Origin of the sequence: Nocardia sp. CA-128927, assembly GCF_050955855.1 — a bacterium.
Lineage (GTDB): Bacteria > Actinomycetota > Actinomycetes > Mycobacteriales > Mycobacteriaceae > Nocardia.
The window spans coordinates 2,173,469-2,197,040 of record NZ_CP192087.1 but is presented as its reverse complement, the minus strand read 5'-3'; the positions used below and the strand labels follow the sequence as shown (position 1 = coordinate 2,197,040).

Annotated in this window: 27 protein-coding genes and 3 pseudogenes; 19 read left to right on the top strand and 11 right to left on the bottom strand. The window is 64.8% G+C overall.

The annotated features are described in order from the left end of the window. Positions 1 to 125 precede the first annotated feature (125 nt). Positions 126 to 476, bottom strand: coding sequence for a hypothetical protein (locus ACQPW1_RS10575; RefSeq protein ID WP_433662550.1), 351 nt, complete (start codon positions 474 to 476; stop codon positions 126 to 128). Between the two features lie 303 nt (positions 477 to 779). Here ACQPW1_RS10575 and ACQPW1_RS10570 point away from each other — a divergent pair, with 303 nt between their 5' ends. Beyond that, the gene (locus tag ACQPW1_RS10570) at positions 780 to 1,142 is read left to right on the top strand and encodes a pyridoxamine 5'-phosphate oxidase family protein (RefSeq protein WP_433662549.1); all 363 of its coding nucleotides are present in this window, start codon (positions 780 to 782) and stop codon (positions 1,140 to 1,142) included. A 387-nt stretch (positions 1,143 to 1,529) separates the two neighbouring features. On the opposite strand, the gene ACQPW1_RS10565 is transcribed toward ACQPW1_RS10570, so the two are convergent. The 3 genes and pseudogenes from ACQPW1_RS10565 to ACQPW1_RS10555 all read right to left on the bottom strand — a co-directional run bounded on the left by ACQPW1_RS10565 (position 1,530) and on the right by ACQPW1_RS10555 (position 5,170). Further along, positions 1,530 to 4,565 carry a Tn3 family transposase gene (locus tag ACQPW1_RS10565; RefSeq protein WP_433662548.1) on the bottom strand — a complete coding sequence of 1,012 codons (3,036 nt, stop codon included), beginning with the start codon at positions 4,563 to 4,565 and terminating at the stop codon, positions 1,530 to 1,532. A gap of 73 nt (positions 4,566 to 4,638) precedes the next feature. Continuing rightward, positions 4,639 to 4,923 (bottom strand): annotated as a pseudogene (locus ACQPW1_RS10560) (molybdopterin-dependent oxidoreductase); the annotation flags it as partial. 85 nt (positions 4,924 to 5,008) lie between these two features. Further along, the gene (locus ACQPW1_RS10555) at positions 5,009 to 5,170 is read right to left on the bottom strand and encodes a hypothetical protein (protein ID WP_433665603.1); all 162 of its coding nucleotides are present in this window, start codon (positions 5,168 to 5,170) and stop codon (positions 5,009 to 5,011) included. Between the two features lie 403 nt (positions 5,171 to 5,573). On the opposite strand from ACQPW1_RS10555, the gene ACQPW1_RS10550 reads away from it, so the two are divergent. Then, positions 5,574 to 5,945 (top strand): hypothetical protein, encoded by a 372-nt coding sequence (locus ACQPW1_RS10550; RefSeq protein ID WP_433662547.1) that lies wholly within the window; start codon positions 5,574 to 5,576, stop codon positions 5,943 to 5,945. Between the two features lie 44 nt (positions 5,946 to 5,989). Here the strand turns inward: ACQPW1_RS10550 and ACQPW1_RS10545 are convergent, their stop codons facing one another. Both ACQPW1_RS10545 and ACQPW1_RS10540 read right to left on the bottom strand, forming a co-directional pair. Continuing rightward, positions 5,990 to 6,322 (bottom strand): hypothetical protein, encoded by a 333-nt coding sequence (locus tag ACQPW1_RS10545; RefSeq protein ID WP_433662546.1) that lies wholly within the window; start codon positions 6,320 to 6,322, stop codon positions 5,990 to 5,992. Between the two features lie 158 nt (positions 6,323 to 6,480). Further along, complete coding sequence (locus tag ACQPW1_RS10540; protein ID WP_433662545.1) at positions 6,481 to 7,320, bottom strand: SDR family oxidoreductase; 840 nt, start codon at positions 7,318 to 7,320, stop codon at positions 6,481 to 6,483. A gap of 427 nt (positions 7,321 to 7,747) precedes the next feature. Between ACQPW1_RS10540 and ACQPW1_RS10535 the strand changes: the two genes are divergently transcribed. From ACQPW1_RS10535 to ACQPW1_RS10525, 3 genes and pseudogenes are all read left to right on the top strand, one after another. Continuing rightward, positions 7,748 to 8,227 carry a 2Fe-2S iron-sulfur cluster-binding protein gene (locus ACQPW1_RS10535; protein WP_433665195.1) on the top strand — a complete coding sequence of 160 codons (480 nt, stop codon included), beginning with the start codon at positions 7,748 to 7,750 and terminating at the stop codon, positions 8,225 to 8,227. A gap of 38 nt (positions 8,228 to 8,265) precedes the next feature. Then, positions 8,266 to 9,279, top strand: a complete 1,014-nt coding sequence (locus ACQPW1_RS10530; RefSeq protein WP_433665194.1) for an FAD binding domain-containing protein — start codon at positions 8,266 to 8,268, stop codon at positions 9,277 to 9,279. Next, a pseudogene (locus ACQPW1_RS10525) lies at positions 9,270 to 10,040 on the top strand (xanthine dehydrogenase family protein molybdopterin-binding subunit); the annotation flags it as partial. The gene ACQPW1_RS10530 and the pseudogene ACQPW1_RS10525, both read left to right, overlap by 10 nt. 196 nt (positions 10,041 to 10,236) lie before the next feature. Here the strand turns inward: ACQPW1_RS10525 and ACQPW1_RS10520 are convergent. Together ACQPW1_RS10520 and ACQPW1_RS10515 are read right to left on the bottom strand one after the other, a co-directional pair. Next, positions 10,237 to 10,791, bottom strand: a complete 555-nt coding sequence (locus ACQPW1_RS10520) for a CinA family protein (protein WP_433662544.1) — start codon at positions 10,789 to 10,791, stop codon at positions 10,237 to 10,239. Positions 10,792 to 10,849: 58 nt separating this feature from the next. Further along, entirely contained in the window at positions 10,850 to 12,304 is a 1,455-nt protein-coding gene (locus ACQPW1_RS10515; protein ID WP_433662543.1) for an aminotransferase class I/II-fold pyridoxal phosphate-dependent enzyme, read from the bottom strand. A 998-nt stretch (positions 12,305 to 13,302) separates the two neighbouring features. Between ACQPW1_RS10515 and ACQPW1_RS10510 the strand changes: the two genes are divergently transcribed. Next, entirely contained in the window at positions 13,303 to 13,755 is a 453-nt protein-coding gene (locus ACQPW1_RS10510) for a hypothetical protein (protein ID WP_433662542.1), read from the top strand. Positions 13,756 to 13,816: 61 nt separating this feature from the next. On the opposite strand, the gene ACQPW1_RS10505 is transcribed toward ACQPW1_RS10510, so the two are convergent. Further along, positions 13,817 to 14,221, bottom strand: a complete 405-nt coding sequence (locus ACQPW1_RS10505) for a helix-turn-helix domain-containing protein (RefSeq protein WP_433662541.1) — start codon at positions 14,219 to 14,221, stop codon at positions 13,817 to 13,819. Positions 14,222 to 14,554: 333 nt separating this feature from the next. Between ACQPW1_RS10505 and ACQPW1_RS10500 the strand changes: the two genes are divergently transcribed. From ACQPW1_RS10500 to ACQPW1_RS10450, 11 genes are all read left to right on the top strand, one after another. Then, positions 14,555 to 15,493: a YqaJ viral recombinase family protein gene (locus ACQPW1_RS10500; protein WP_433662540.1), complete on the top strand. Its 939-nt coding sequence runs from the start codon at positions 14,555 to 14,557 to the stop codon at positions 15,491 to 15,493. Positions 15,494 to 15,495: 2 nt separating this feature from the next. After that, on the top strand, positions 15,496 to 15,768 hold the full coding sequence (locus ACQPW1_RS10495) for a hypothetical protein (protein ID WP_433662539.1): 273 nt from the start codon (positions 15,496 to 15,498) through the stop codon (positions 15,766 to 15,768). After that, positions 15,723 to 16,505, top strand: a complete 783-nt coding sequence (locus tag ACQPW1_RS10490; RefSeq protein WP_433662538.1) for a recombinase RecT — start codon at positions 15,723 to 15,725, stop codon at positions 16,503 to 16,505. The genes ACQPW1_RS10495 and ACQPW1_RS10490 overlap by 46 nt, the downstream gene beginning before the upstream one ends. Then, positions 16,502 to 16,687: a hypothetical protein gene (locus ACQPW1_RS10485; RefSeq protein ID WP_433662537.1), complete on the top strand. Its 186-nt coding sequence runs from the start codon at positions 16,502 to 16,504 to the stop codon at positions 16,685 to 16,687. The genes ACQPW1_RS10490 and ACQPW1_RS10485 overlap by 4 nt, the downstream gene beginning before the upstream one ends. A gap of 109 nt (positions 16,688 to 16,796) precedes the next feature. Further along, positions 16,797 to 17,387: a hypothetical protein gene (locus ACQPW1_RS10480; protein ID WP_433662536.1), complete on the top strand. Its 591-nt coding sequence runs from the start codon at positions 16,797 to 16,799 to the stop codon at positions 17,385 to 17,387. After that, positions 17,384 to 17,986 carry a hypothetical protein gene (locus ACQPW1_RS10475; protein WP_433662535.1) on the top strand — a complete coding sequence of 201 codons (603 nt, stop codon included), beginning with the start codon at positions 17,384 to 17,386 and terminating at the stop codon, positions 17,984 to 17,986. The genes ACQPW1_RS10480 and ACQPW1_RS10475 overlap by 4 nt, the downstream gene beginning before the upstream one ends. Then, on the top strand, positions 17,983 to 18,468 hold the full coding sequence (locus tag ACQPW1_RS10470; protein WP_433662534.1) for a hypothetical protein: 486 nt from the start codon (positions 17,983 to 17,985) through the stop codon (positions 18,466 to 18,468). The genes ACQPW1_RS10475 and ACQPW1_RS10470 overlap by 4 nt, the downstream gene beginning before the upstream one ends. Then, positions 18,465 to 19,967 (top strand): DnaB-like helicase C-terminal domain-containing protein, encoded by a 1,503-nt coding sequence (locus ACQPW1_RS10465; RefSeq protein WP_433662533.1) that lies wholly within the window; start codon positions 18,465 to 18,467, stop codon positions 19,965 to 19,967. The genes ACQPW1_RS10470 and ACQPW1_RS10465 overlap by 4 nt, the downstream gene beginning before the upstream one ends. A 4-nt stretch (positions 19,968 to 19,971) precedes the next feature. Next, positions 19,972 to 20,508, top strand: coding sequence for a deoxycytidylate deaminase (locus ACQPW1_RS10460; protein ID WP_433662532.1), 537 nt, complete (start codon positions 19,972 to 19,974; stop codon positions 20,506 to 20,508). A gap of 12 nt (positions 20,509 to 20,520) precedes the next feature. After that, positions 20,521 to 20,718: a hypothetical protein gene (locus ACQPW1_RS10455; protein WP_433662531.1), complete on the top strand. Its 198-nt coding sequence runs from the start codon at positions 20,521 to 20,523 to the stop codon at positions 20,716 to 20,718. Further along, positions 20,715 to 21,017: a hypothetical protein gene (locus ACQPW1_RS10450; protein ID WP_433662530.1), complete on the top strand. Its 303-nt coding sequence runs from the start codon at positions 20,715 to 20,717 to the stop codon at positions 21,015 to 21,017. The genes ACQPW1_RS10455 and ACQPW1_RS10450 overlap by 4 nt, the downstream gene beginning before the upstream one ends. Before the next feature lie 107 nt (positions 21,018 to 21,124). Here the strand turns inward: ACQPW1_RS10450 and ACQPW1_RS10445 are convergent, their stop codons facing one another. Next, a complete protein-coding gene (locus ACQPW1_RS10445) occupies positions 21,125 to 21,718 on the bottom strand; it encodes a hypothetical protein (RefSeq protein WP_433662529.1) in 594 nt (197 codons plus the stop codon). A 224-nt stretch (positions 21,719 to 21,942) separates the two neighbouring features. On the opposite strand from ACQPW1_RS10445, the gene ACQPW1_RS10440 reads away from it, so the two are divergent. Both ACQPW1_RS10440 and ACQPW1_RS10435 read left to right on the top strand, forming a co-directional pair. After that, positions 21,943 to 22,668, top strand: coding sequence for a PE-PPE domain-containing protein (locus ACQPW1_RS10440; RefSeq protein ID WP_433662528.1), 726 nt, complete (start codon positions 21,943 to 21,945; stop codon positions 22,666 to 22,668). A gap of 141 nt (positions 22,669 to 22,809) precedes the next feature. After that, positions 22,810 to 23,208, top strand: a pseudogene (locus tag ACQPW1_RS10435) (single-stranded DNA-binding protein); the annotation flags it as partial. Between the two features lie 181 nt (positions 23,209 to 23,389). Here the strand turns inward: ACQPW1_RS10435 and ACQPW1_RS10430 are convergent. Further along, positions 23,390 to 23,569 carry a hypothetical protein gene (locus tag ACQPW1_RS10430; RefSeq protein ID WP_433662527.1) on the bottom strand — a complete coding sequence of 60 codons (180 nt, stop codon included), beginning with the start codon at positions 23,567 to 23,569 and terminating at the stop codon, positions 23,390 to 23,392. Between the last annotated feature and the right edge of the window lie 3 nt (positions 23,570 to 23,572).

Here is a 23,572-nt window from a genome sequence, read left to right as displayed (position 1 = left end):
ACCCCTACGCCGACGACGCTGGGGCAAGGTCTTCACTGTCGGGACGGTGGTCCCGGTCAATATCGACATTGACCCTGTGAGCGACGGAAAGGTTTGTCGCGCACCGAAAGACGGGGTTAGCCGGGCTACTGCCGAGGAACGGCCCGAGGATCACCCTGCGCAACCGCGGCCGAGATCCGATCCGCTGAATCCCGGTCCATCGCGCGCGCATGCCCGTCCAGACCCGAGTCATCCACGAGAATGGTTCGGGAGCCCTCGCTGGTCAGCGCGAGAATCGCCAGGGCGGAGTCGCGCAGCAGCGTGTCCAACTCCTCGATCAGCCCGGCCAGCATGTCCCGGGTCCGCTGTCTGGTGGTCTCGGGGTCCTCCAGCTCCTCGACCATGGTGTGTAACCGCAGCGCGACGTCGAACAGATGCCGGCGCAGCCGATCGTTGGTGGCGACGAATCGGCTCATCTGCCCCAACGTTTCCTCCACCGCGGCACTGTCGCGGGGCAGGCGGGTACGGGTCGTGGAGCCAGAGTTTCGACTCGGCCGCACACTGTTGGCCACCATGTCCTCCCACAGTCTCACCCCGCACCAGGGCGGGCGGAGAAAAGGATCGCAGACCTGGCTCGGGCTCCCAGAATTCGGCATCCATTGTAGAACCCGCATCTGCGGGGGAGGCGGGAATCCCGCGACCGGCAGCAAACTTCCACCGACCTCCTGAACAAAGCCCAGTCTGGCGCCGATACTGGAACTATGCAGGCTCACCGCACACCACGATCCCGGGAGATCTCGGTGACCGATTCCCTGCGACTGCTCGCCGGTGTCGAGATCGGCCGGGTCGCCTTCACCCGCCACGCCCTGCCCACCCTGCGCCCGGTCAGCCATGTCGTGGCCGGTGACGAAGTGCTCATCGACACCTTCGATCCCGCGCTCGCGGGATGGCTCGATCGCCAAGTCATCGCGTACGAGGCCGACGCCCTCGACAACCACACCCGCCAAGGCTGGTGCGTCATCCTGACCGGGATCGCCGAAACCATCACCAACCACGACGAGATCGCCACCTACCAGCAACTGCTGCCCGACCGCGCCACCCGTGCCGGGGATCAGCTGATCCGGCTCTCACCCGAACTCATCACCGGGGTCGAATACACCTAAACCCCGCGCGAGGCCCGATCAGCACCGGCAACCCGGCGACATGAGGTGTTTCGTTGCTGGCCTGGCACACCTATTCCGATCACATGCCACGCCCGGTACATCCGAATTCATAGGCACCACAGCAGGATCGGGAGCGACCCGCGAACGGGAACTACAACGGTTCACCCGAGCCGTGCCCCTTCACCCCCGCGCTGCCCTCACCTGACTTCGTAAGCAAGGACAACTCCCTCGACGCCGTACGTGGGGAAAAATTCAGGCGTCGAGATGCCCAATGATAGTAGCCACCACCATCACGCCCAGCCGCGCCCGCGAGATCACCGCTACCGGCCGCACCGCGGGGTTTCAAAACAGCTTCTTATCGAGACGGATCGTCGGAGGACCGGCGGCTCATTCGTCGTCGGGGGCATCCGGATCGCGCAGCGGCCGGTGTGCGCCGTCCAGGTCGGGCAGGTGGAAGCTGTAATGGCCGTCGATGCCGATGTGGGAGCGGATGAACGGTGAGAGCCGGGCGGTGTCGGCCTCGAGAACCGGATACTGCTGGCCGCGCAGCTCGGTCAGTGCGCGGTCCATGTAGACGGTGTTCCACAGCACCACGCAGTTCAGGACCAGGCCCAGAGCTTCGAGCTGGTCTTCCATGCCGTTGTAGTAGGTGCGCGTCATTTCGCCCTTGCGGCCGTGGAAGATTCGCCGCGCCAGGTCGTGGCGGCCCTCGGTGAGATTGGCCTGGGCTTTGATCTCGCGGCGATAGGGCTCATCGTCGGCCAGGCGCAGCACATGCAGGGATTTGAAGATCCGCCCGAAGTGGGCGACCGCGTGGCCGAGCGAGCTCGGTTGCCCGTCCCGGGAAATCATGCGGGTGACCTCGTGAGCGGAGACTTCGCCGGTGTGGATCGAGACAGCGATCCGGCACATGTCTTCCCAATGCCGCTCGATTCGTTCGAGGTCGATCCGCCCGCGAGCGGCCTTGTCGAGTGGTCCGTAGTCCGCGCTCGGGTCGATGCGCCACAACCGCTGATCGGGCAGGTTGGCCAGCTGCGGGCGGTATTGGCGTCCGAGCAGGTGCAGTAGCCCGAACACGATGTCGCTATAGGAGCCGGTGTCGGTGATGATCGCCTCGGGCACCACCCCGCCCTGCTGGCGCAGCACCACATCCACCGCGTGCAGCGAATCGCGCGGGGTGCCCGAAAGCACTTGCGCGGCAAGCCCGGCGGCCTGGTCGTTGATCATGTTCAGCCAGGTGATGCCGCGTTTGCGGCCGAAGTACTTGGCGTTGGGTCGGGCGTGGATGGTGCGCACCGGCACCACGAACCGCAACCCGTCCACGCTGGCGACCAGGCCGCCGCCCCATGTCTGGGCCAGCGGGATCCGGGCTTGGGCCTCGATCAGGGCGACATTGGCCGCGGCGAGGGTGTCGAAGCGCAGGTAGGACTGATCGACATGGTGGAGCCGATCCCGGGTCAATGCTTCGACGCCGGGGCTGATCACCGGCGCGAACCCGACGTTCATGGCGTGCGCGCACAGCACCGCCGCCACCGACAAACCGAGATCGGCGACCCGAGCCGGATTGCCGGAGGCGTGGGTGAAGGCCTCGGTGAACCCGGGATGCCACGACATCACCTCGAGCACCAGCTCCGGTAGATCGATGCGCGGCAGCATCGCTTCCACGCGGCGGCGCAAATCGGTCAGGCTCGGTGGATCCGGGATCGCGACCAGCGCGGCGGCGTGCAGTTTTCCTTCGTCGTCGACGGTGGCCGGAGTGTCGTCGTCCAGACGCGCGGCGACCTCGCGATAGGCGCTATCGAGGGCTTCGGCGTGCGCGCCGAGCATCGCCGCAGCCTCACCGGGCAGGCCCAGAGCGTTGAGGCCGGCCTCGCGTGCGTTGTCCCAGCTGGTTCCGGCCAGCAGGTGCGCACGCGGGTCGCGCCATTTCGAGGATGCCTCGGCGAAGATGTTGCGGTGCTTGAGATGTCGGTGGAACTGTTCGAGCACGCAGAAGGTGTAGGCGGCGCGGTCGACGGTCTCGGGTGGGCGCCCGGCCGGATACACCAGGCGGGTCCAGGCCCCACCGATCAGGTCGTGATCGACGGCGCGGGCATCGAGCCAGCGCGCCGGTCCCCGCCTGGAGTTGACCGTGATCAACTCACCCAGGGCACGCATCGCGGCCAGCACCGGCGCACCGTCGGCGGTCGCGTCGAAGGCGATGGTGCGCATCAATCTCGGCAGGAACGGGCGCACCGTGGCGAAGCGCCCGGCCAGCTCCTCGGCGCGTTGCCCGTCGAGTTCTGCGTCGCCGAGAGGGACGAGTTCGGTGATGATGGCGACCGCCGAGCGTAGTTCGGCACCGGAGACTTTCGCCTCGATCAGATCCCACACCACCGACAACTCGACACCCTGGTCGATCTCCACCATCTCCAGCAGCACCGCCACCGCCTCGGCCAAACGCCCGGCGTTACGCGAGACCCGCGGGTAGCGGCGCAGCTTCTCATCCTTGGATTCGCGTTCGGCCTTGGACAGCAGCTCGGTGGTCATCAGCAGGTCGAACAACTCGAGCACGTCATCGCTGGCACGCGAACCCAGCACCGACACCGTCGCGACCAACACCGCGAGCCGGTGCTCGCGGCTCATCCGCCGCAACCCGGTCGCCTTGCCCGCCAAGCCGTGCTGGGCCAAACCCAGCAGCCGCCGCGGCGGCACCGCCGAAACATCCACGCGCGCCGACCCCGCCGCCACGAGCTCGCCAACTCGTTCCAGGGCGGTGAGCATCCCTTTCGAGGACGGACGAAACACGCCCTTGCGCAACCGATCCAGCTCGCTGACCCGCGCCCTGGTCCCGGCCGGCACCTCCAGCAACCCCAGCAGTGCCGCGGCCTCCGTCGCGGGAAGCAGCCCCGCAAGCTGGGTGCGCAGCCGATGCTCGGCGGCCTCGCGGCCGGTAGCGACCAGTTTCTGCAACGTCGTCATCCCAGGCAGCAGCACGCGCCGCGCCCGGCACCACGTGACCGCGCCGTCGAAGATCGCTTTCGGGCCGTCCCCGGTGATCCAGGCCTGATCAGCGATCCAGGCCGTGAGTTCGGGTCCGGCGTCGGCGAATGCGACCAGGCCGTATTCGGCGGTGATCTCGGCTTGGTGCTCGAAACGGGTGGTGCGGCGCACCATGTACTCATCCAGGCAGCCCGGATCGTCGATGTCGAGCTGTTCGGCAAGGTAGGCCACCAATTCCGGTGGGACAGCGACCGGGTCGGCCAGGAACATTCCCAGGTAGCGCACGGTCACCACCTGCACGGCGAACCCGAGCCGGTTGTAGTCGCGGCGCCGTACCGCGATCAGCCTGCGGTCCTCGTCGTCGAGGTAGCAGAACCGTTCGAGCTCCACACGGGACAACGCACCGAAACGCCCGTAGCCGGGCAAATCCTCATCAGTCACGCCGACATGAAATCACCAGCACAGCAACAGGATTCCCCCTGTCTACTTAGCGTGACTTTCCTCCCGGATGCTCCTCAACCCCCGAGTAGGAGCCGGGCTGGCCGTCACTGCCGAAGGACGCCTTCAGCGCCTCGGCCGCGGTCGCCGTGCACAGCCGGGTATTGCCGTCGATGTGATTGGTGCCGATACCGCCGCGCGCGATCACGCCCAACGTGTAGTACTCCTCAAGTAACAACTGCCCGGAGGTATAGAAGCCGATCGCGTCGGGGCTACGCTCGGCCAGCAGTACGGAGCTGCGCTGGCCGATCCGGTCCATCGCAGTATCCCAATCGGTTTCCACCAGTTCGCCGTCCCGGCGGCCATCGTGGTGGCGGTCGTCATCGTCGCGATCTTCGCCGCCGCAGCGGTGGGCATCATCGTGTCCATCGTCTAACTGAACGAGATCAACTCCGGCCGACGGCCCGAGCCAATTCGGCCTTCGACATTTTCGAGCGGCCCTCGACCTTCTTCTTCGCTTCGTTGTAGAGCTGGTCGCGGGTCGGGCCCTTCGGCTTGTCGGTACCCGACCGCTGTCCACCACGCTGCTGCGGCGACTTGTCTTTCACCCGAGCGACTGGCGGTCTTGCTCTGTCCGGCCTGGGCTCGATTCTTGTTCACCGTGCGCGCGGCGATCTCTTTCGCGCGTTTGGTGGACGCTCCCTGATCCTTCTGCAAATCCTTGATGTGCTCGCATTGCCGGTCCTGTTTGGCTGTCCATTCTTTCGGCATGTCGATCACCTCCTCAGCGACGGATACCCCGGCGAACTCAGCACAATCTCCAGGCAACAGGCCGCGTGGTTTTGCTGCCGTGGGCGCGGGTATCCGCCGTCGGGACCGGACGGACAGCGACCGTCCCGCCCAACCATCAAGGAGTGCCGTCGACTATCGGAAAGAAGGTCCGCGATGCGGCGAGATGCCGGCCCAGGGGTTCGGTTGCGCACCTCGAAAACTTTGGCAGTTACCTTGTCCGTGCCCGGTTATCGTGAATTCGTCTTCGGCGCGGAAGCCGTTCACGTCCCGGCGCTCGACGGCGAGTACGTGATCAGGCCAGGCCACCACCACCTGGAAATCACGCTCGGCGTCGAGGTGCTCACGGTGCGGGCCGGTGGCCGGGAGTGGCTTGCCGCGTTGCACGGTGGCACCGTGCGGATTCGCGACGACGAGGTTCGCCTGCTGGCCGATACCGTGGAGTTCGCGGGTCGCATCGACGTGACCCGGGCCCGTGTCGCCCAATCGGACGCGGCACAGCGACTGACCAGCGACCGCGACGATGCCGACGCCCGAGCCGCGCTGCAGCGCGCCAACCTTCGCCTGGCGGTCGCGGCCCGCGTCCACCCTTGAGCGCGCACGGTCTCAAGGGCGCCGGGATCCCATCAGATGTAGGTCTAATGTCCCCGCTGGTCGGTCAGCTCCAGCCCCTCCTTGGCTTTGATACGCCGATGCTCGAGGAGGATCCATCCCACGCCGGCTCCGGCCAACACCGCTGCCGAAATGCCGCCGATCAGAGCCCAGCCCGAATATCCATAACCTACCGCAGTCAAACACAACGCCAAAGCGACGATCCCCAACGCGCAGAGAACGATTCCGGGGATGTTGTATCCGTCCTCGATTCCCTCCCCTGCGTGGCTCCTGGTTGTCCGCGTGTGGTCGGGGAACCCACTCCGGTCCCGGTCGCGGCGCCGTGGCAGCGAAATCGGTCGCTGATTCGAGAACGTCATCAGATCTCCCTTCGGATGTGTTCAGGAGTGTTACCCGCCGAACCGAAACCCAACCGACGGGTCGGTGCTCCTGCTACCGACGGTCGGAATTGCTCACCGCGGCGGTTACCGCACCAAGTTCCTTGCCGCCGACGGACCTAAGACGCGTGGACGCGTTCTCACAGGATCGGGCGGCCACCGGTGACAGCCACCCGAGCACCGGAGATGTAGCTGCCATCGTCGGAGGCCAGCAGCACATAGGTCGGCGCGAGTTCGGCGGGCTGGCCTGCTCGGCCGAGCGGAACGTCGTCGCCGAAGCCTGCCACCTTCTTCGTCGGCATCGTCGACGGGATCAGCGGAGTCCAAATCGGTCCTGGTGCAACGCTGTTCACTCGAATCCCGCGTTCGCCGAGTAGCTGCGCCAAGCTGGCCGAGAAGTTGGCGATGGCCGCCTTGGTCGCCGCGTAAGGAGCGAGCGTCGGCGAGGGCATATCTGAGTTGACCGACGAACTACCGATGATCGATGATCCTTCGGGCATGTGCGGCAGCGCGGCTTTGACCAGCCGGAAGTATGCGCTGACGTTCACGTGCAAGGTGTAATCGAACTCCTCGTCACTGATCTCCTCGATCGTCTCATGCGTCATCTGGTAGGCCGCATTGCTGACGAGCACATCGACCTTGCCGAACTCCTGGACAGCGCGATCGATGACCTTGCGGCACTGATCCGGTTCCGCGAGATCTCCTGGCACGAGCACCGCTTTACGGCCGGCTCGCTCGACGAGATCGGCGACCTCCTTCGCGTCGTCGTCCTCGTTCAGGTAGGAGATCACCACGTCGGCACCTTCACGGGCGAATGCGATCGCCACCGCCCGCCCGATCCCGCTATCGGCTCCGGTGATCACCGCCACCTTATCGGTGAGTTTGCCCGACCCCCGGTAACTGCCTTCACCACAATCCGGGAGCGGCGTCATCCGTGCTTGGACGCCGGGAACCTGCTGTTGCTGTTCGGGAAAACCCATAACTCCTCCTCCAACGGTGACCGGACCCGCTGGGCGACTACCTCCCTATGCCTCCGGCAAACCCCGCCGACGAGAGTTACCGTCAGCAAGAGAGAGGGGCGCGCGCTCTGCAGAACACAGCCGATCACGCCGTTATGAGCCTGCAAGCGTACGTCCGCGGGAGTGTGCGACTGTTTGGCCTTACGGTCCAAGTCGGAAGGCACTTCCCGGCGCCCGACCTTCATCCGGTCGCCGAGAGACTATCAGACACCACAGGTCGTCGAGGAGCCGGAGTCGGTGGCGTGGTCGGAGACGTTCGCTGAGCGGTTGTCACACCGTGCCGGCAGCTTCCGTGACGGCTGAACAGCGTGGAGCGTCCGGTCTCCTGCTTCGGCGACGAATCGATCCGCTGCTGATTGAGCGGCGGCTGTGGGGCTATTACGCGGCAATGGAAACCTTCGCGAGCCATGCCGAGATCCGCCTCGTGGTCGATGGTGTAGCGCACGCGGTGCGGGTCGACAACCGCACCACGCTGTTGGACGCGCTGCGCGAACACCTCGGCGTTACGGCACCGAAGAAAGGGTGCGATCACGGTCAGTGCGGGTCATGCACCGTGCTCATGGATGGCCGACGAGCTATCACTTGCTTGATGTTCGCGGTCGCTCGCAACGGCGCCCAGGTGGTCACTGCGGCGGGTCTCGGCGAGGGTGCCGAGCTGCACGCGATGCAGCAGGCGTTTCTGGACCAGGACGGATTCCAATGCGGGTATTGCACGCCCGGCCAGGTATGTTCGGCGGTCGGCATGCTCGACGAGGCGGAGGCGGGACGGCCGAGTTACGTGACCGAGGACCTCGGCTCCGAGCCCGAGCTGACCGACGCCGAGATTCGTGAACGCATGAGCGGCAATCTCTGCCGATGTGCCGCCTAGCCGAACATCCTCGCGGCGATCCGGCAGGCGGCTTCGGCATGATCCCCTTCGAGTACCGGCGCGCGAACACCGTGGCAGACGCTGTCGCGGCGGTATCCGCCCACCCCCACGCGGTTTATCTTGCCGGCGGGACCAACCTCGTAGATCATATGAAATTGGGGGTTTCCAGTCCGACGTTGCTGGTCGATGTCGCGGACTTGCCGCTGTCGGAGATCACCGAACTGCCTGATGGCGGGTTGCGGATCGGCGCGGGCGTGTACAACAGCGATCTTGGGGCACATCCCTTGGTGCGCAACCGATTTCCTGCGCTGTCGCGCGCACTGCTGTCGGGTGCGTCGGGGCAATTGCGGAATCTGGCTACCACCGGTGGAAATCTGTTGCAGCGCACCAGGTGCGTGTACTTCCAGGACATCACTACACCGTGCAATAAACGCGAGCCAGGTTCGGGCTGCGCGGCGATCGGCGGCTACGTCCGCTACCACGCAATCCTCGGCGCTTCGGAACACTGTGCGGCAGTTCATCCTTCGGATATGGCGGTGGCCATGTCGGCGCTGGACGCACGAGTGGTGGTGGCCAGTACCGACGGCGAAAACCGTATCCCGATGGTCGATTTCCACCGGCTCCCCGGCGACCGGCCCGAACTCGACACCGCGCTCACCCATGGGCAGCTCATCACCGCAGTGGAGTTGCCCGCGCCGCCCGTCGGTGCGCGATCGACCTACCGGAAGGTGCGTGACCGTGCTTCCTACGCCTTCGCGCTCGTGTCGGTGGCCGCCGAGCTGGTCTGCGACGACGAGATGATCAGCGCTGCGCGTATCGCTCTCAGCGGTGTGGCGCACAAACCGTGGCGTGCCCGTGCGGCGGAATCGGCCCTCATCGGTTCTCCCGCCACCGAAGACGCGTTCATTGCTGCGGCTGAAGCAGAGCTCGCCCAGGCGACGCCGTTGGCCGGCAATGAATTCAAGGTCGACCTCGCCCGGAGGACGCTGGTCGCGACACTGCGCTCGCTTGCCCAGCCCGCTGCGACCGAACAGGAGCGGCGATGGCACTGATCGAAGCGAGTGCGATGGGCACATCCCCGCCGCGCCTGGACGGCCTCGCGAAGGTCACCGGCACCGCGCCATACGCGTTCGAGCATCGAGTCGAGCACCCGACCTTTCTCCATCCGGTGCAGGCGACCATCGCGCGCGGGCAGGTCACCGCGATGGATACCACGGCGACCGAACAACTCGACGGAGTGATCGCGGTACTCACCGTCTTCGACGCGCCGAAACTGGCGGACACCTCGGACGGCGAACTGAGCATCCTGCAGGACAGCGAGGTGCACTTCCGTGGTCAGCTGATCGGCGCGGTCATCGCCGAGACGCCCGAAATAGCCCGCCACGGTGCCGATTTGGTGCACGTCGACTATCGGCAGGCCCGGGCCGACGTGGAGTTCGGTAGCGATCGTGACGACCTGTACGCGCCCGAAGAGGTGAGTGGGTTCGCGACCGATACCGACACCGGAGACGTCGACGCCGCGCTGGCCGCCGCGGCAGTGACCGTCGACCAGACCTACACGACCCCCATCGAGCACAACAATCCGATGGAACCGCACGCAAGTATCGCCCTCTGGCACTGCGAGGACGGCGGCACCACGGCCACCCTCTACGACTCGACGCAAGGAGTACACACCGTCCGCAAGACCCTCGCGCCGCTGTTCGGACTCGAGCCTGAACAGCTACGGGTGATCGCGCCGCACGTGGGCGGCGGGTTCGGCGCCAAAGGCACGCCCCATGCCCACAACGTGCTCGTGCTGCTTGCCGCACAACGCACCTGCCTGCCGAAGAACGCGCGTAGCGGATCGACCAACATGACAGAGGCAACTTCAGCGATGTGGTGTCCGTCGGTGGCTGGTGCAGTGCTTCTGTTGTGGTGCGGCACACATCATTCCGGTTCTGCTTGGGCCCCACGGTCGAGCAGCAGTCAGTCGACCGGCGTGAATGAAGGACGTCCGAGAAGGACGGTGTTCATCGATCCCACGGATTGGGAGACACGCTGTAGTCGAATCGTCTTGTAGCGGCGAGCAATAGTCCGATCGCGTGCCGCACTGTCTGCTCGAGGACCCGTTGAGGGTCGCCGCCGAAGTGACGGTGTTCTGCCTGAACCCGGTGACGGGTGGCCACGGCAAACCATACTGAGCCGGGCGGCTCGCCGTCTTGGGGACCAGGGCCGCCGACACCGGTGGTGGCTACGGCGAGGTCGGTGTCCATCAACGCTCGAACGTTTGCCGCCATGGTCTGTGCCGCCGTGGCCGAAACGACGGGAACGTCGGGAATGTCGAGCACTCGCTGTTTGACCGTCGCGGAATACGCGACAACTCCCCCGCTGAACCGGTCGGCCGAATCCGGCGCAGCGCCGAGGGTCGCGGCAAGGTTTCCAGCGGTCAATGATTCTGCGACGGAGATCGTCAGTCCGGCGTTCTTGGCGCGTTCGGCGAGCCCCGCCGCGGACTTCGGATCCGACTCTGCGCCAGGTACAGCCGGGATTGCCAGAGCTCCTGCGGCGATCGAGCGAGTGGTCACAGTTGCTGTACCTCCAAGTGGTGCCCGTATGTGTCCGGCTGCGCCGTGCGCCCAGCGGTCATTCGGCGACCACGCGGAGTGTGTTCAGGTCGGGATCGGCGGGGTCGGGGACATTCATTCCTGCCCCATGGCCTGTCTGCAGGTATTCGATGACAGCCTTGTTGATCCGTTCACCGGGCACGAGCACGGGGATGCCTGGCGGATAGGGCGTGACCTGTTCCGCGACTATCCGCCCGGCAGCTTCGATCAGTGGTACCGCTTCGACGGGGCCGAAGAACGCATCGCGGGGCAGCATCACCGATTCGAGTTCCAGTTCGCGCGGCGCAAGCAGCCGAATGTGGTGCGGTTGAGGATCTTTCACCTGAGCCCGCCAGGCGGACAACGCTTCGACGAGTACGCCGATGGTGCTGTCGTCGTCGACGATGGACAGGGTCGCCAGGATTCGGCGGTGGTCGCTGAGACCGACGTCGATGTGGCGATGCGCACGCAGCCAGTCGGCGGCTTCGTATCCTGTTGCGCCGGTGGCGGATACATCCATCAGCAGTTGCATCCGGTCGAGATCGTGGGATGCTTCCACACCGAGCAGTTCATCGTCCATCACCGTTATTCCGGGGATCCGCGCGACTTCTGAGCGTGCTCGGTCCGACAGTTTCAACGCGTCCGAGAGCAGCTCGTTTCCGTGTTCGACCATCTGCCTGCGCCACCCATCGATGGCTGCATAGAGCAGCACATTGGGGCTGGTGGTCATGAGCAGATCGGCGCAGGCGCTCAAACGGGAAAAGTCGACGAGGTCACCTTGGGCGTGGAACACCGAGCCCTGTTCGAATCCGGCGCCCATCTTGTGCACGCTGACCACACACACGTCCGCACCGGCATCCATGGCCCACGTCGGCAGTTGATCATGGAACGGCAGATGCGCGCCCCAGGCCTCATCGACCACGAGCGGTTTGCCGCGTCGGTGGCATTCCTCGGCGATGCCGGCGATGTCGGCGCAGGTGCCATAAGGACTGGGACTGACGATCAGCGCGCCCGCCGCGTCCGGGTGTCGTTCCCACGCCTGGCGCACTTGCTCGACCGATGGTGGGTGGGACATGTGCCGGTCGGGGTCCCAGCGTGGGGTGATCCAGCGAGGCTGGACACCGGAAAAGATCAACCCCGCGACAATGGACTTGTGACTGTCACGTCCGACGAGCAGTCCGTCACCACCGCCTGCCACCGCCATCATGGCGGCTTTCACCGACAGCGAGCTGCCACAGGTGGAGAAGAACGCCATTTCGGCGCCGACCGCGTCGGCCATCAGTTCTTCGGCGTCGGTCAGGTAGTGGCCCCGGGCCAGCCGGTCGTCGAGCCCACCCGAGGCAAGTACATCCGCGTGCAACGCGTCACCGAGCACGGCGTGCACGCGCGGGTCCGCGCCGCGACCTTGGCGGTGACCGGGCGGAGTGAACCCGTAGCGGCCGAGCCGGTGGTAGTCGGCGAGCGCGTCCAGAATCGGTGCTGTCGAATGATCCACACACCAGCGACTACCCACGGGTGCTGAGGTCACGCAACACCCGTGCGCCGATTCATTGCCCGCGCGATCTGACTGCGCGCGGTGTCCAGAGCCTGCACGTCACAGGCAGTGACTACCCGGATCGACAGCACGCGCGCACGCCATCCTGCGCCGCCGACGACGGGAAGGGCGATCCGCCCGCGAATCCTCACCCACCACACGTCCTGCCATCACTTTTCACAGGCAGCCACGCCGATGAGCGTGTTACCTATCGATGGCGAGTAGGGGGCAAGGTCGCGTTGGTCACTGGTTGACGAGGCTAAGCGCTGAGGGTTAGCCTCATTCGCATGGACACATCTCAAGTGTCCAGAGGCACCAAAATTGTGACCAAGTCCCTGATGGCGCACCTTGTTCAAGCCCTATGACCATTGGTTATAGGGCTTTTGAACTATCAAGGGCAGGTTGAGGTCACCACAGAACTGCACACAAGTCGGTGCTCCGCAAGATTGGACCCACTGATTTTTGCCCCCGACGCCTGTTTAGCTGGTGTTTTGGGGGCATTTTTGTGCCCCGACCTGCAAGAAACCCGATAATGTGAATCGTGTCACACGAACCGGACTGTCGAAGACCGACAAACGCCCAGGTCAGCGGAACCCCCTCCCAGCAAACACCCCCACCGGGAACAGGCCAACGCGCACGTGAATACTTCAGGGTGGTAGCAATTTGACTGGCGCCAACAGCCCCTGCGACACTGGCCAAAGTTAAGCCTAATAACTGCATAAGCAGCGGAAACCCCGCAGCCGCCGCACCCGGACGCGGCGCTGCTGCGAGGACGCCGTCGGAACAACGCAGCCAAGCGACCTGCTTCAGTACTTGGCTCTGAGAAGCACCCAGGTAGCGCGTCGACACACTTGTCATGAGCGTCGGGCCATGAGCAGGCGGTCCCCGATGCCACCCCGCCCGTCGAACAGGATCCGCCCGCGATGTCCCACAGAGCCACGACACCGCCGAACGATCGCGTGATCTACCTGTTGACGCTCTGCGAGCGGATCGTCCGCATGGAGGCCAATCAGGTCGAGGGAACGGGTTATCTGTCGACAACTTATGGCCCAGATATGAACCAGACCAACGATGTCGAGGTCTGCGCCGCGCGTAGGAACATCGAAGCCGGGCTGCATTTGTGTGACCTTGCCGACCGGATGGCGGATGCGTGGCGTGCCGGCGAGGAAGTGGCTGAGCCGCAAGACGTTCCACCCTATGAGGTGATCCATCGCGACGGCCGCGCAGCGCGGGCACGGGCCGCACAGATCGAGGGGCAGGGATACTTCTCGGTGGAGTTCGGCCCGCACGCCTCGGACATCTATGAGATGACATCCGACACCGCCAGGGAAAATTTCTACCTAGCACTGAAGCTGTGTGACCTCGCTGAACTGATGGCACGCGGCTACCGCATGGAGCATGGCCTGGAATAGACCCAGACGCGAAGGGCCCGACTCTACGAGAGAGTCGGGCCCTATTGTCTTTAACGACAATTCAGGAACGGGCAGTCGCCAGAGCTGCCTCTGCGGCAATCGTCTTCCGCCTGTGGAAGGCCAAACGCTTGACCAGTTCATCGATCACGACAAGGTCCCCGCGATCGAGGAACTCGATCTCGACCGGTGGTTTCCACACCTCCGACGCCTTGGCGGGAATCTTGAACACCGCCGAAATCTCGTCGACGGCGCGATTCAGCGCCTTGGCGAGTTTAGAAATCGTAGGGGGATCCGGCTGGGTGTCCCCGTTGCCGCGAACAGTCCGGAACAGGCGGTGGACGGTGGTCGGACCGAGGCCGGCGGCGGTCGCGAGGGCGGTCATGCTGGGCTTGCCGTACGGATCGGTGTAGCCCTGTTCAACCATCCAGCTCGCAAACGGCTCCGGTGCTACTGGGCCGCGGGCCATAACTCCTCCTCGGGGTCGCGGGGGCTGCGTACAAGCGGCAGTCAGGTTCCGGTGGTGAACCCTCTAGCTCGCTATTGCTAGGCAGTCTATCCCACATACACCGCCCATCTAGGTGTATGAGCCCCATTCTGACGGTCCGATTGCTTTGGTGACGTACAGGCAATTCGACAGCAATACACCGCAGAAGCTAAGGTGTTAGGTGTATGACGCGGAGGGGTGCAGCAAACTTGCAGGTGGAACCTGGATACAGCGAGCTAGCCGCGCCATACACCGCCAACAAGCCGGATACATCACCGACCAAGCAACTACGAAATAGTTAGCCGAGCACAAGAAGTGACATTCCATACACCGCCACTCAACGGGACTGCGGTCCCCATCGGGACGTTCAAGGCGGGCTCCCCCGAGTGGCATGCGGCTCGCGCCGCTGGGCTCGGCGGAAGCGAGATCTCCGCGGTCCTGGGCTTGAATCCATGGGAGTCCTACTGGACCCTGTGGTGGCGCAAGAAGGACCGAATTCCCCCGGTGCTCGAAAACGAGTACATGGTGATGGGTTCGCTGTTCGAGCCCGTGATCTACGAGCACTACCGCGACAACCTGCTGCCCGCCGGGCACACCATGACCACGGGCACCACCTACCGCCACGCCGACCATCCCTGGATGATCGCCAATCCCGACGGACTCATCTGGGACCAGGCGGGCAACCTCGTCGACGGCATCGAGATCAAATGCGCTGCGCGCGAGGACAAGTGGGGCGCCGAAGGGTCCGACCAGATCCCGGTCTATTACAAGACCCAGATCGCCTGGTACTGCATGGTCATGGGGCTGCGCGGCCTGTGGGTTCGCATGGTCGTCGGGGTCGGCGACTGGCGAACGTACCGCTTCGAGCCGACTCAGCAGGACCGGGCCACACTCTTGGCGGCCGGACAAGAGTTCATGGAAGCCCTTGCCGCGGACCAGGAACCTGACCTCGATGATCACGGTGCCACGTATGAGGCGTTGCGTTACCTGCATCCGGAAATCGACGGCAGCACGATCGAGATCCACTCCGATCTCGCCGACCGATGGTGGGACGCGCAGACGCGGCTTGCTCACGCCGCCGACCAACTCACCGGCGTCCGCAATGAACTGGCACTCACCATGGCCAGTTCCTGGCGCGCCATGTGTGGCGATCAACTCGTCGCCACACGCCAATCACGCAAGGGTGGAACGCCTTTCGTGAAAACCGCCCCCAATCCGCACTTCGAGTCCATCACCGACGCCCTGAAAGGATGACCATGGAACTGTTCGACACCGTGCCGCCCGCGGCCACGAATGGCGGCAGACCGCCCGCCCATCAAGACAAAGCGGCCATCCTGCGCGCCAACCCGTACAAGTGGGGCATCGTCACCACCGCTGCCAGCGCGAAAACCGCATCCAGCCAGGCCACCAACATCCGAACCGGCAAGCTACGCGCGTTCGTACCCGGCGGTGCATTCGAGGCCAAGGCGCGCAACCACGACGTGTGGGCTCGCTACATTCCCGCCCAGGTCGCCGGAGAGGCTGCTTAATGTCCGAGTCCATCACAAATGCAGTCGACGAAGCGAAATTCAGCGCGGGAGCACTGATCCAGCGCCACCGCGCCGACTTCGCCGCTGTGCTGCCCGCTTCGTTCGGAATCGACCGCTGGCTGCGGCTGGCCGAATCCGCGGTGAACGCCAGCCCGGATCTGTTGCCGGTCATCCGTAGAGATCGAGGTGCTTCGATGTTGCGTGCGCTCATGCGGTGCGCGACTCTCGGTCATGAACCGGGCGGGGGGCTGTTCCACCTGGTGGAGAAGGGCGGCAAGGTCGAAGGCTGGGAAGATTACAAGGGCATCATGCAGCGCATTCTGCGCACGGGCCTGTACTCGAAGGTCGTCGTCGAACCGGTCTACGAACACGACCAGTACACCTTCGACGCCAACCGCGACGATCGTCCCCAGCACGTGCGCGCCGAAGGGCAACGCGGCAAGGCGGTAGCGGCGTATGCCTATGCCGTCCATTTCGGCGGCGCGATTTCCACTGTCGCCGACGCGACGCCGGAGATCATTCAGGCATCCAAGGACAAGGCCCGTGGCACCGACCGGGCGAACTCGCCCTGGAACGCGCCGGCCGCGCCGATGCACCGCAAGGTCGCAATCAAATTGCTGGAGAAGTACGTGTCGACCGCCGCCGAGGATCGGCGCACCGTCGGCGCACTTCCCGAGGCCCTCTCCACGGCACCGTCTTCGCCGGTCGACCTCGAACCGGACTGGGAAACCGCATGACCGTCGAGAAGATCTCCTATACCCCCGAAGAGGCTTCTGCCGCAACAGGTTTGCAGCGTCGCAAGATCTACGACGCCATGACTAACTTCGAGCTGGCCTTCCATCCGGTCGGCCGCAACAAGATCATCATGCGCGAGGAGCTGGTGCGCTGGCTCAGGACCCATCAGCCGGGCCAGTCGTAAGCCCCGGCACCTCCACACCTCACCTCATTTCCCGCAGACGCGACGGCGCAGCCTTGCCCAAACCCGGTGCGCCGCCGCGACTTCGGCCTACCCGAATGCCTGAGTCGCCATGCGCTTGACCGACAATCTGATCCTCGCTGACACCTGCCGCCGCCACCTCGAGTTCCTGATCAACGAACAGAACAGCAACCAATCGCTGATCTCCCGAGAAACCGGCGTCGGCCGGACCACCATCGTCGCTATCCTGCACCACCGCGTCACCGCGGTCACTCGCGAGACTCACGAAGCTCTGATGAAAGCGAGCGGGCGGCCACCGGCCGCGCCGAGTGGGTTCGTCGATGCTCTCGGCTCCCGCCGTCGCACTCAGGCCCTGATCGCGTTCGGCCACACCATCCCCTACATCGCGGCCAAGGCTGATGTCTCGATGAACGGGCTGCGCGCGCTGGTGTTCGACCGCATCGAGCACGTCGACGAGGCCACAGAGTTGAAGTTGGAACGCGCCTTCGCACTGCTCCAGATGCAGCCCGGCGCAAGCAACGCCGCCCGCCAGCTCGGCGCCGAGCGACGCTGGAAGCTGCCGTTCGAGTGGGACGAGGACTCCATCGCTGTGCGCGGTGTGCGCCCGTATCCGAGCAGCCAGGAACGTATGCGCGAGATCCGTCTCGCCCGGCAAGCCAAGGCGCAGGCGGTCGCTGCGTGAACGTGACCGTCCCCGACGACTTTCCTGATGGGCCGCAGTACGCCAATCTCGCCCCCGGCGAACAGTATTCGCTGATGCGCGGGTGGCTGTACTGCGCCCGCTACGACACATTCGTCGTGCCATCAAGCATCTGGTTCGCCTTCACCTCCGGCTCCACCCACACCCTCCTCGAACGTTTCGGACTGATCGAAATCTCCACCGCGCCAGCCGGAGTCATGCTTCCCGGCGGAGGTCCAGCGAAACGTCCCCGGCGTACCGCATCTACCAAGCCGGTGGAGGACAACGGATTCGACGAGTGGTGGTCGGTATGGCCGCGCAAGCAAGCCAAGCAGGCCGCCCGCCCAGCCTTCGCCAAGGCCCTCACCAAGATCGGGTTCGACGAGCTGGTGGCCGCCACCCGTCGCTACGCCGAGGATCCGCTTCGCGAAGACCTCTACACCCCACACCCGGCGAGATGGCTCAACGGCGAACGGTGGGCCGACGCTCCCCAGCCGACCGACCGCCGCAGCCTCGATGCCAGCACCCGCGTCAACGCCACCGTCGAACTCGGGCGCCGCCTCGCCGCCAAGGCCGACCAACCCATGCGAGAACTGCTGTGAACACTCGCCACATCGAAGCCGCCACCACGGCATACGCCGCCGCCGAAGCACTCGATCCGGCTATGCCGCCGGCCGATGAGATGCGGCTGGCCGCGTGGGCGGACCTTTTCTCCGACGACGACATCGGCCCGACCGAAGCGTTACGCGCTGTCCGTGACTACTACCGGCAGCCCCAGCGCTGGCCGATCAAACCCGGCGACATCATCGACCGCGTCAAACGGATGCCGATCACCAGCTCACCGGAGCGGATCTCCGCATTCATCGACCGCTGGTCTGACTACCCCTACTCCGATGCGATCGAGCGCATCACGGGCATGCGCTGGACCCTCCCATATCCGCCGCCGCCGCGCATCGACCGCGACGACCCCGACGCGATACGTGATTTCTACCGTGCCGAGTTCAAGAACTGGATCACCGCGAACCGCTCCGAACTCGAGCGCCGCGCTCTGGCCCACGGCGAGCAACTGGAGCTGACCACGTGATCGCCTACGGCCGCGTCATCGATGCGTTTCGTGACCACGGCCTGGTGGTGATCGAGCGGGGTGGCAATTCCGCGACCGCACAGGCCCCCGGTCACTCCCCGGCTGATCGGTCGGTGTCCATCCGTGCCATCGAAGGCCAGGTGCTCGTGCACTGCCACAGTGACGAAACCGCGACGGTGCTCGATGCGCTCGGACTGGCGATGTCGGATCTGTTCGACAACCCCCACGGTGCGACCTACCAGTACGACGACGGCCGCATCGTGCGCCGCACCCCGTTCAAACGATTCAGCCAGGGTGGAAATACCAAGGGCACCACCTTGTTCCGTGCGTGCCGCCTCGGCGAGGCGACGGTGGTGTACCTCGTCGAAGGCGAAAAGGACGTACTGGCCATCGAGTCCCTCGGTGGCGTGGCGACCTGCAACGCCATGGGCGCGGGCAAGCTCGGCATGTTCGACCTGACGCCGCTCTACGGCAAGAAGGTCGTGGTCGTGCGCGACATGGACGAGCCTGGAGAAGCCCACGCCTGCCAGGCGATTGCGCTACTGGATGGGCACGCCGAGGTCGAACTGGTCGCCCCCGCCGCGGGCAAGGACGCCGCCGACCACATCCTTGCCGGGCACGGCCTGGACGAGTTCGTGCCGGTAGTAGCACCGATGCCCGAGGGCGTGCACAAGCTCTCCGATGCCGCCGAGGACTGGTGGAAGTGGCAGCAGGCCCCAGCCGATGAGGTTCGCATCTTCCCCACCCCGTGGCCACACCTCAACGACGTCATCGCCGGCGGATTGCATCCGAAAAGGTGCTACATCATCGCGGGTCGGCCCGGCGGAGGGAAAACAATCGGGCTGCTGAACATCGGTCAGTTCCTGGGTGAGAGCGGCCATCCCTCGCTGATCTTCAGCATGGAAATGTCGCTGTTGGAGATGGTTTCACGTGTGATGGCCGCTGGTGCGGAAGCAAGCTACAGCCACATCACGCGCCGGGAGCTGGACCAGTGGGACCTGCGCAAGCTCGAGCTGTACCGCAACGGTGGCCGGGTCGACGAGACGCAGCTGTACATGATGGACCACTCCACGCTGACGATCGAGGACATGTTCGCGGTCGCTCGGCAGATGAAACATGCCGTCGGCCTGGACGCGGTGCTCATCGACTACATCGGCCTGGTCACCGCGTCCAAGGGCAAACGTGAACGCCGAGACGCGTTGGGCCACGTCATGAAAGAGGCCGTGAAGATGGCCAAGGAACTCGACATCGCCGTAGTCATCGCCTCCCAGCTCAACCGCGGCCCGGAGCAATCCTCCAGGCCCCCAGTGCTTTCGGACCTGCGCGAGACCGGCGATATCGAGCAGGACTGCGACGGAGCGTTTCTGCTGCATCACCCACAAATCGACGGCATCCCCACCGGCGAAATCGAATTCATTGTCGGCAAGAACCGGACCGGGCCGGCAGGTGTCATCGTGACGCTCCCGTGGCGGCCGAACTACGCCAAGATCGGAACCTGAACGTTTGCTCATCGAAAAGAAGCCCACAGCCCACCGTCAGCGCGTCAACGGCGCGCTCGAGGTAATGCTGTTGGGCGTGCAGCAGTTGCTGCCCGGTCAGGACCCGATCGCGATCGACCTGGAATCCATGCTCGAGACCTACGACTGGGGTGCACCCGACTCCGTCGGCGACCGCCCGGACTGGGATACCTACTTCCTCGAGGTGGCGCGCACTGTCGCGATCCGATCCACCTGTGTACGAGCCAAAGTCGGCGCGGTCGTGGCCAAAGACAACAGGTTGCGCGGTGCCGGCTACAACGAGAGCCCGCCCAAAAAGCCTGGCTGTGAATCCTGCCCGCGCCGCGAATCCGGTTGTGCCCCTGGCAGTTCCTACGACACCGGCCCCGGCGCATGCGTCGCGGTGCACGCCGAGGCCAACGCGCTACTGGATGCGAATCGCTACGACCTGATCGGCGCGACTCTCTACATCACCCGCGAGCCGTGCGGAGGCTGCCTCAAGCTCATCGAGGCCGCCGGCATCACCCGAATCGTCCATCCCTGAAAGGAATCCACTGTGGCAGCCAAACCCAGACTCGATCTGACCGGCAACGAGCACGCCCTCATCATCTCCACCGACGACGCGACGCATACCTTCGAACTACGCGACGTCGAAATCCGCACCACCTCCCAGTTCTGCGGCGCACCGACGGCCGTGGAAGTCGTCTTCCGTACGTCGCGCTACAGCAGCCACCCGCGCGGAGCAGCCGCGTGACCGACATCCACGAACTTCCGCTGAGCTACATCGTTCACGACGACGGCACCGGCGACGGCGATCCCTGGGCCACTGAACTGGGCTGGCTATGGACCCATGATTCCGCTCGGATGCTCACGGTGGTGCAGAGCATCGCCGAGAACGGGCAGTACACGCCGATCGACATCGCCCAGTGCGCCGATCAGCGTGGCGGAAAGCGCAATCGCATGTGGAACGGCCATCGCCGAGTGGCCGCGCACCTCGCGCTGGGCCTGCCCCTGATCGCGGCCCGCCTGCACATCGAGCAGGAACCCGAGTGAGCCGCCGCCAACTGCCGCGGCACCCGAAACACTTCCCGCGCATGAAGTTCCGCGCATGGAAGCGGAAGGGCCGAGCGCGGATCACGCTCTGGGATCGCAACTGGCAACTAGTCCACGTCTTCCACCTGCCGCGCGGACGCCCCCTCAGCGGACGCTCGCAGCGTTTCGGCGCGCTCGACATCCAAGCGCGCGGCGTCATTGATCAAACCCGACAAGGTCGGACCGAGATTGCCGATCCCGTCGGTGATCGCGGAAACAACATCGCCGATCACCTTGCTCACGGGCAGGTCGGCCCCTATCTGCCTGGCGTCCAGACGGATCGTCGAAGCGATTCGCTCCAGGCTGGTAGCCAGGTCCTCTGTTCGCCTCTGCACGGAGTCGAACAGCTCGGTAGCAACGTCGGTCCTCGGCACGGGCTCAGCAGTCGTGCCGGACGCCCGACCAGTGTCAGCAACCATTTCTGCTCGAAGTCGCTCGAGATCGGCGCGGATCGCCGGGAGTACTGAGTCGAGCTTGCTGGTTCCGATCCAATTGGCGCCGACTTCACCGTCCCAGGTGCCTTTGGTCTCCATCTCTTCTTCGAGCTTGCTGTATCTCGCGGCCCTGACATAGACCCGGCGGCCCTCTTTCCACGCCTTCTCGACCGGGATGTCCTCGGCGACCGGCTTGGCAACGGGCCTGCCGGACTGGATTTCGCTCACGGCTGCCCATCGTGTCAGGGGTGGATGTATGTCAGCTCGCCGGGTGCAAGGACCGCGAACTCTGCCGTCACGAAGCCGAACCCAAGTGCCATGCGCAGCGATTCCTGCTACCGGCCCTACGCACAACCGGTTTCCCTTGCGCCAGTTCGATAACTCGTCGCCATGGTCATTGACCAGGTTCGCGGCGAAGACCGTATTACGTTCCGAGATAGGGAGTTTCAATCTTGTACGACGTCTTAGTCATGGGTGGCACGTGGAACGCGGGGGGCGATCTGGTGACCGAAGCGTTCGCCCGCAACCTCGACCCGACACGCTTCCGCTACGCCTATGTTCCCTACCCGGCGACCTATGGCGGCAGCGGTGTTTCGTACCACGCCAGCGTGCGGGAGGGGTGCCAGGCGCTGCTGAACGCCATCGCGAAATCACCGAACAGGGTTATCGTGGCCGGCTACTCCCAGGGCGCTGGAATCGCGGGTGACGTCGCTGCGGACATCGGTGCGGGGCTGTACCCCGATCTCGAGGTGTCCGGTGCCGCACTGATCGCGGACCCGCTGCGCCCGCCAGGTTGGTCGTCGGTCGATTCCAGCACGTCGGGTATCGCTGGGCAGCGCCCGATCACGGGGATGACGGCGAACTGGGCTATCGCCGAGCGGGATCCGATCACCGCGTTGCCGCTCGGATCTCCGCTGCGCTCAGTCGCCGATCTCAGCGCGTACTGGACGATGAACAGTCCCGAAGGCTTCACGCGCTGGGGTCAGTCGATCGTCGATATCGCTGTTCAGCAGCGGTTCCAGCGGTGGTGGTCACCGCTGAACTGGATCGAGGCCGCCACCGTCATCTCTCAGGCCAAGGCATATCTCACCGATGGCCGCCACACCGACGCCTACATTCGCGAGGGCCATTGCCAGCGGCTCGCCGACTGGGTGAACGACGCCTTCGGCTCCGCGTAGTTCCCGGCTCTCGACCCCCTCGCACCGCGCTGTGTAAGGGGGTTTTGCCTCTTCCACCGGCACCTATTACACCTCACCACCTAGGTGTATGCATGTATCGATGTAGGCTGTGGCGTAACCGCTTGAAAGGAGTTCCGTCCGTTGGCCGGAGACACAGTCCTAAATATCACTGGCAACTTGACTGCCGATCCCGAGCTTCGCTTCACGCCTGCCGGCGTGGCGGTCGCGAACTTCACCGTCGCCTCGACACCGCGCGTGCTCGACCGAAACACCAATGAGTGGAAGGACGGCGAGGCGCTTTTCCTGCGTTGCAACATCTGGCGCGACGCTGCCGAGAACGTGGCCGAGTCATTGACCCGCGGTTCACGTGTCATCGTGTCCGGCAGATTGAAGCCTCGGACCTACGAGACCAAGGACGGCGACAAGCGGACCGTCATCGAACTCGAGGTCGACGAGATCGGCCCATCGTTGAAGAACGCACGGGCGAAGATTACCAAGACCACCCGCACTGGCGGCGGTCAGCAGAGCGGCGGCTACTCCAATCCGGACGACGCTCCTCCGCCGTTCTGATCATCGATTGAACTTGCCGCCCGCCGTCAACATCACCGCCGAGTCCTCTAGCTGTTCCATCGGCTCGGGTGCCGGAATTGAAAGTGCGCCCAAGATCCCTTCCTCTCCTAGCGGAGTAGGCGCAACTGCGGCGGGCGGCCCCACTCCCCCATCAGGACATCTTGTGAATCAGCGCCAACACGCATCGCAGCAACTCTTCGACGATCTCGCCCGCGTGATCGATCGAGCCGTCGCGGTCGACGACACGACGCAAGCTGCGATGCAGCGCCTCCAGGATGCCTTCGACTCCGGTGCGATCGTCTTGGTCGGACCCCTGAAGTAGCGAGCACACAAC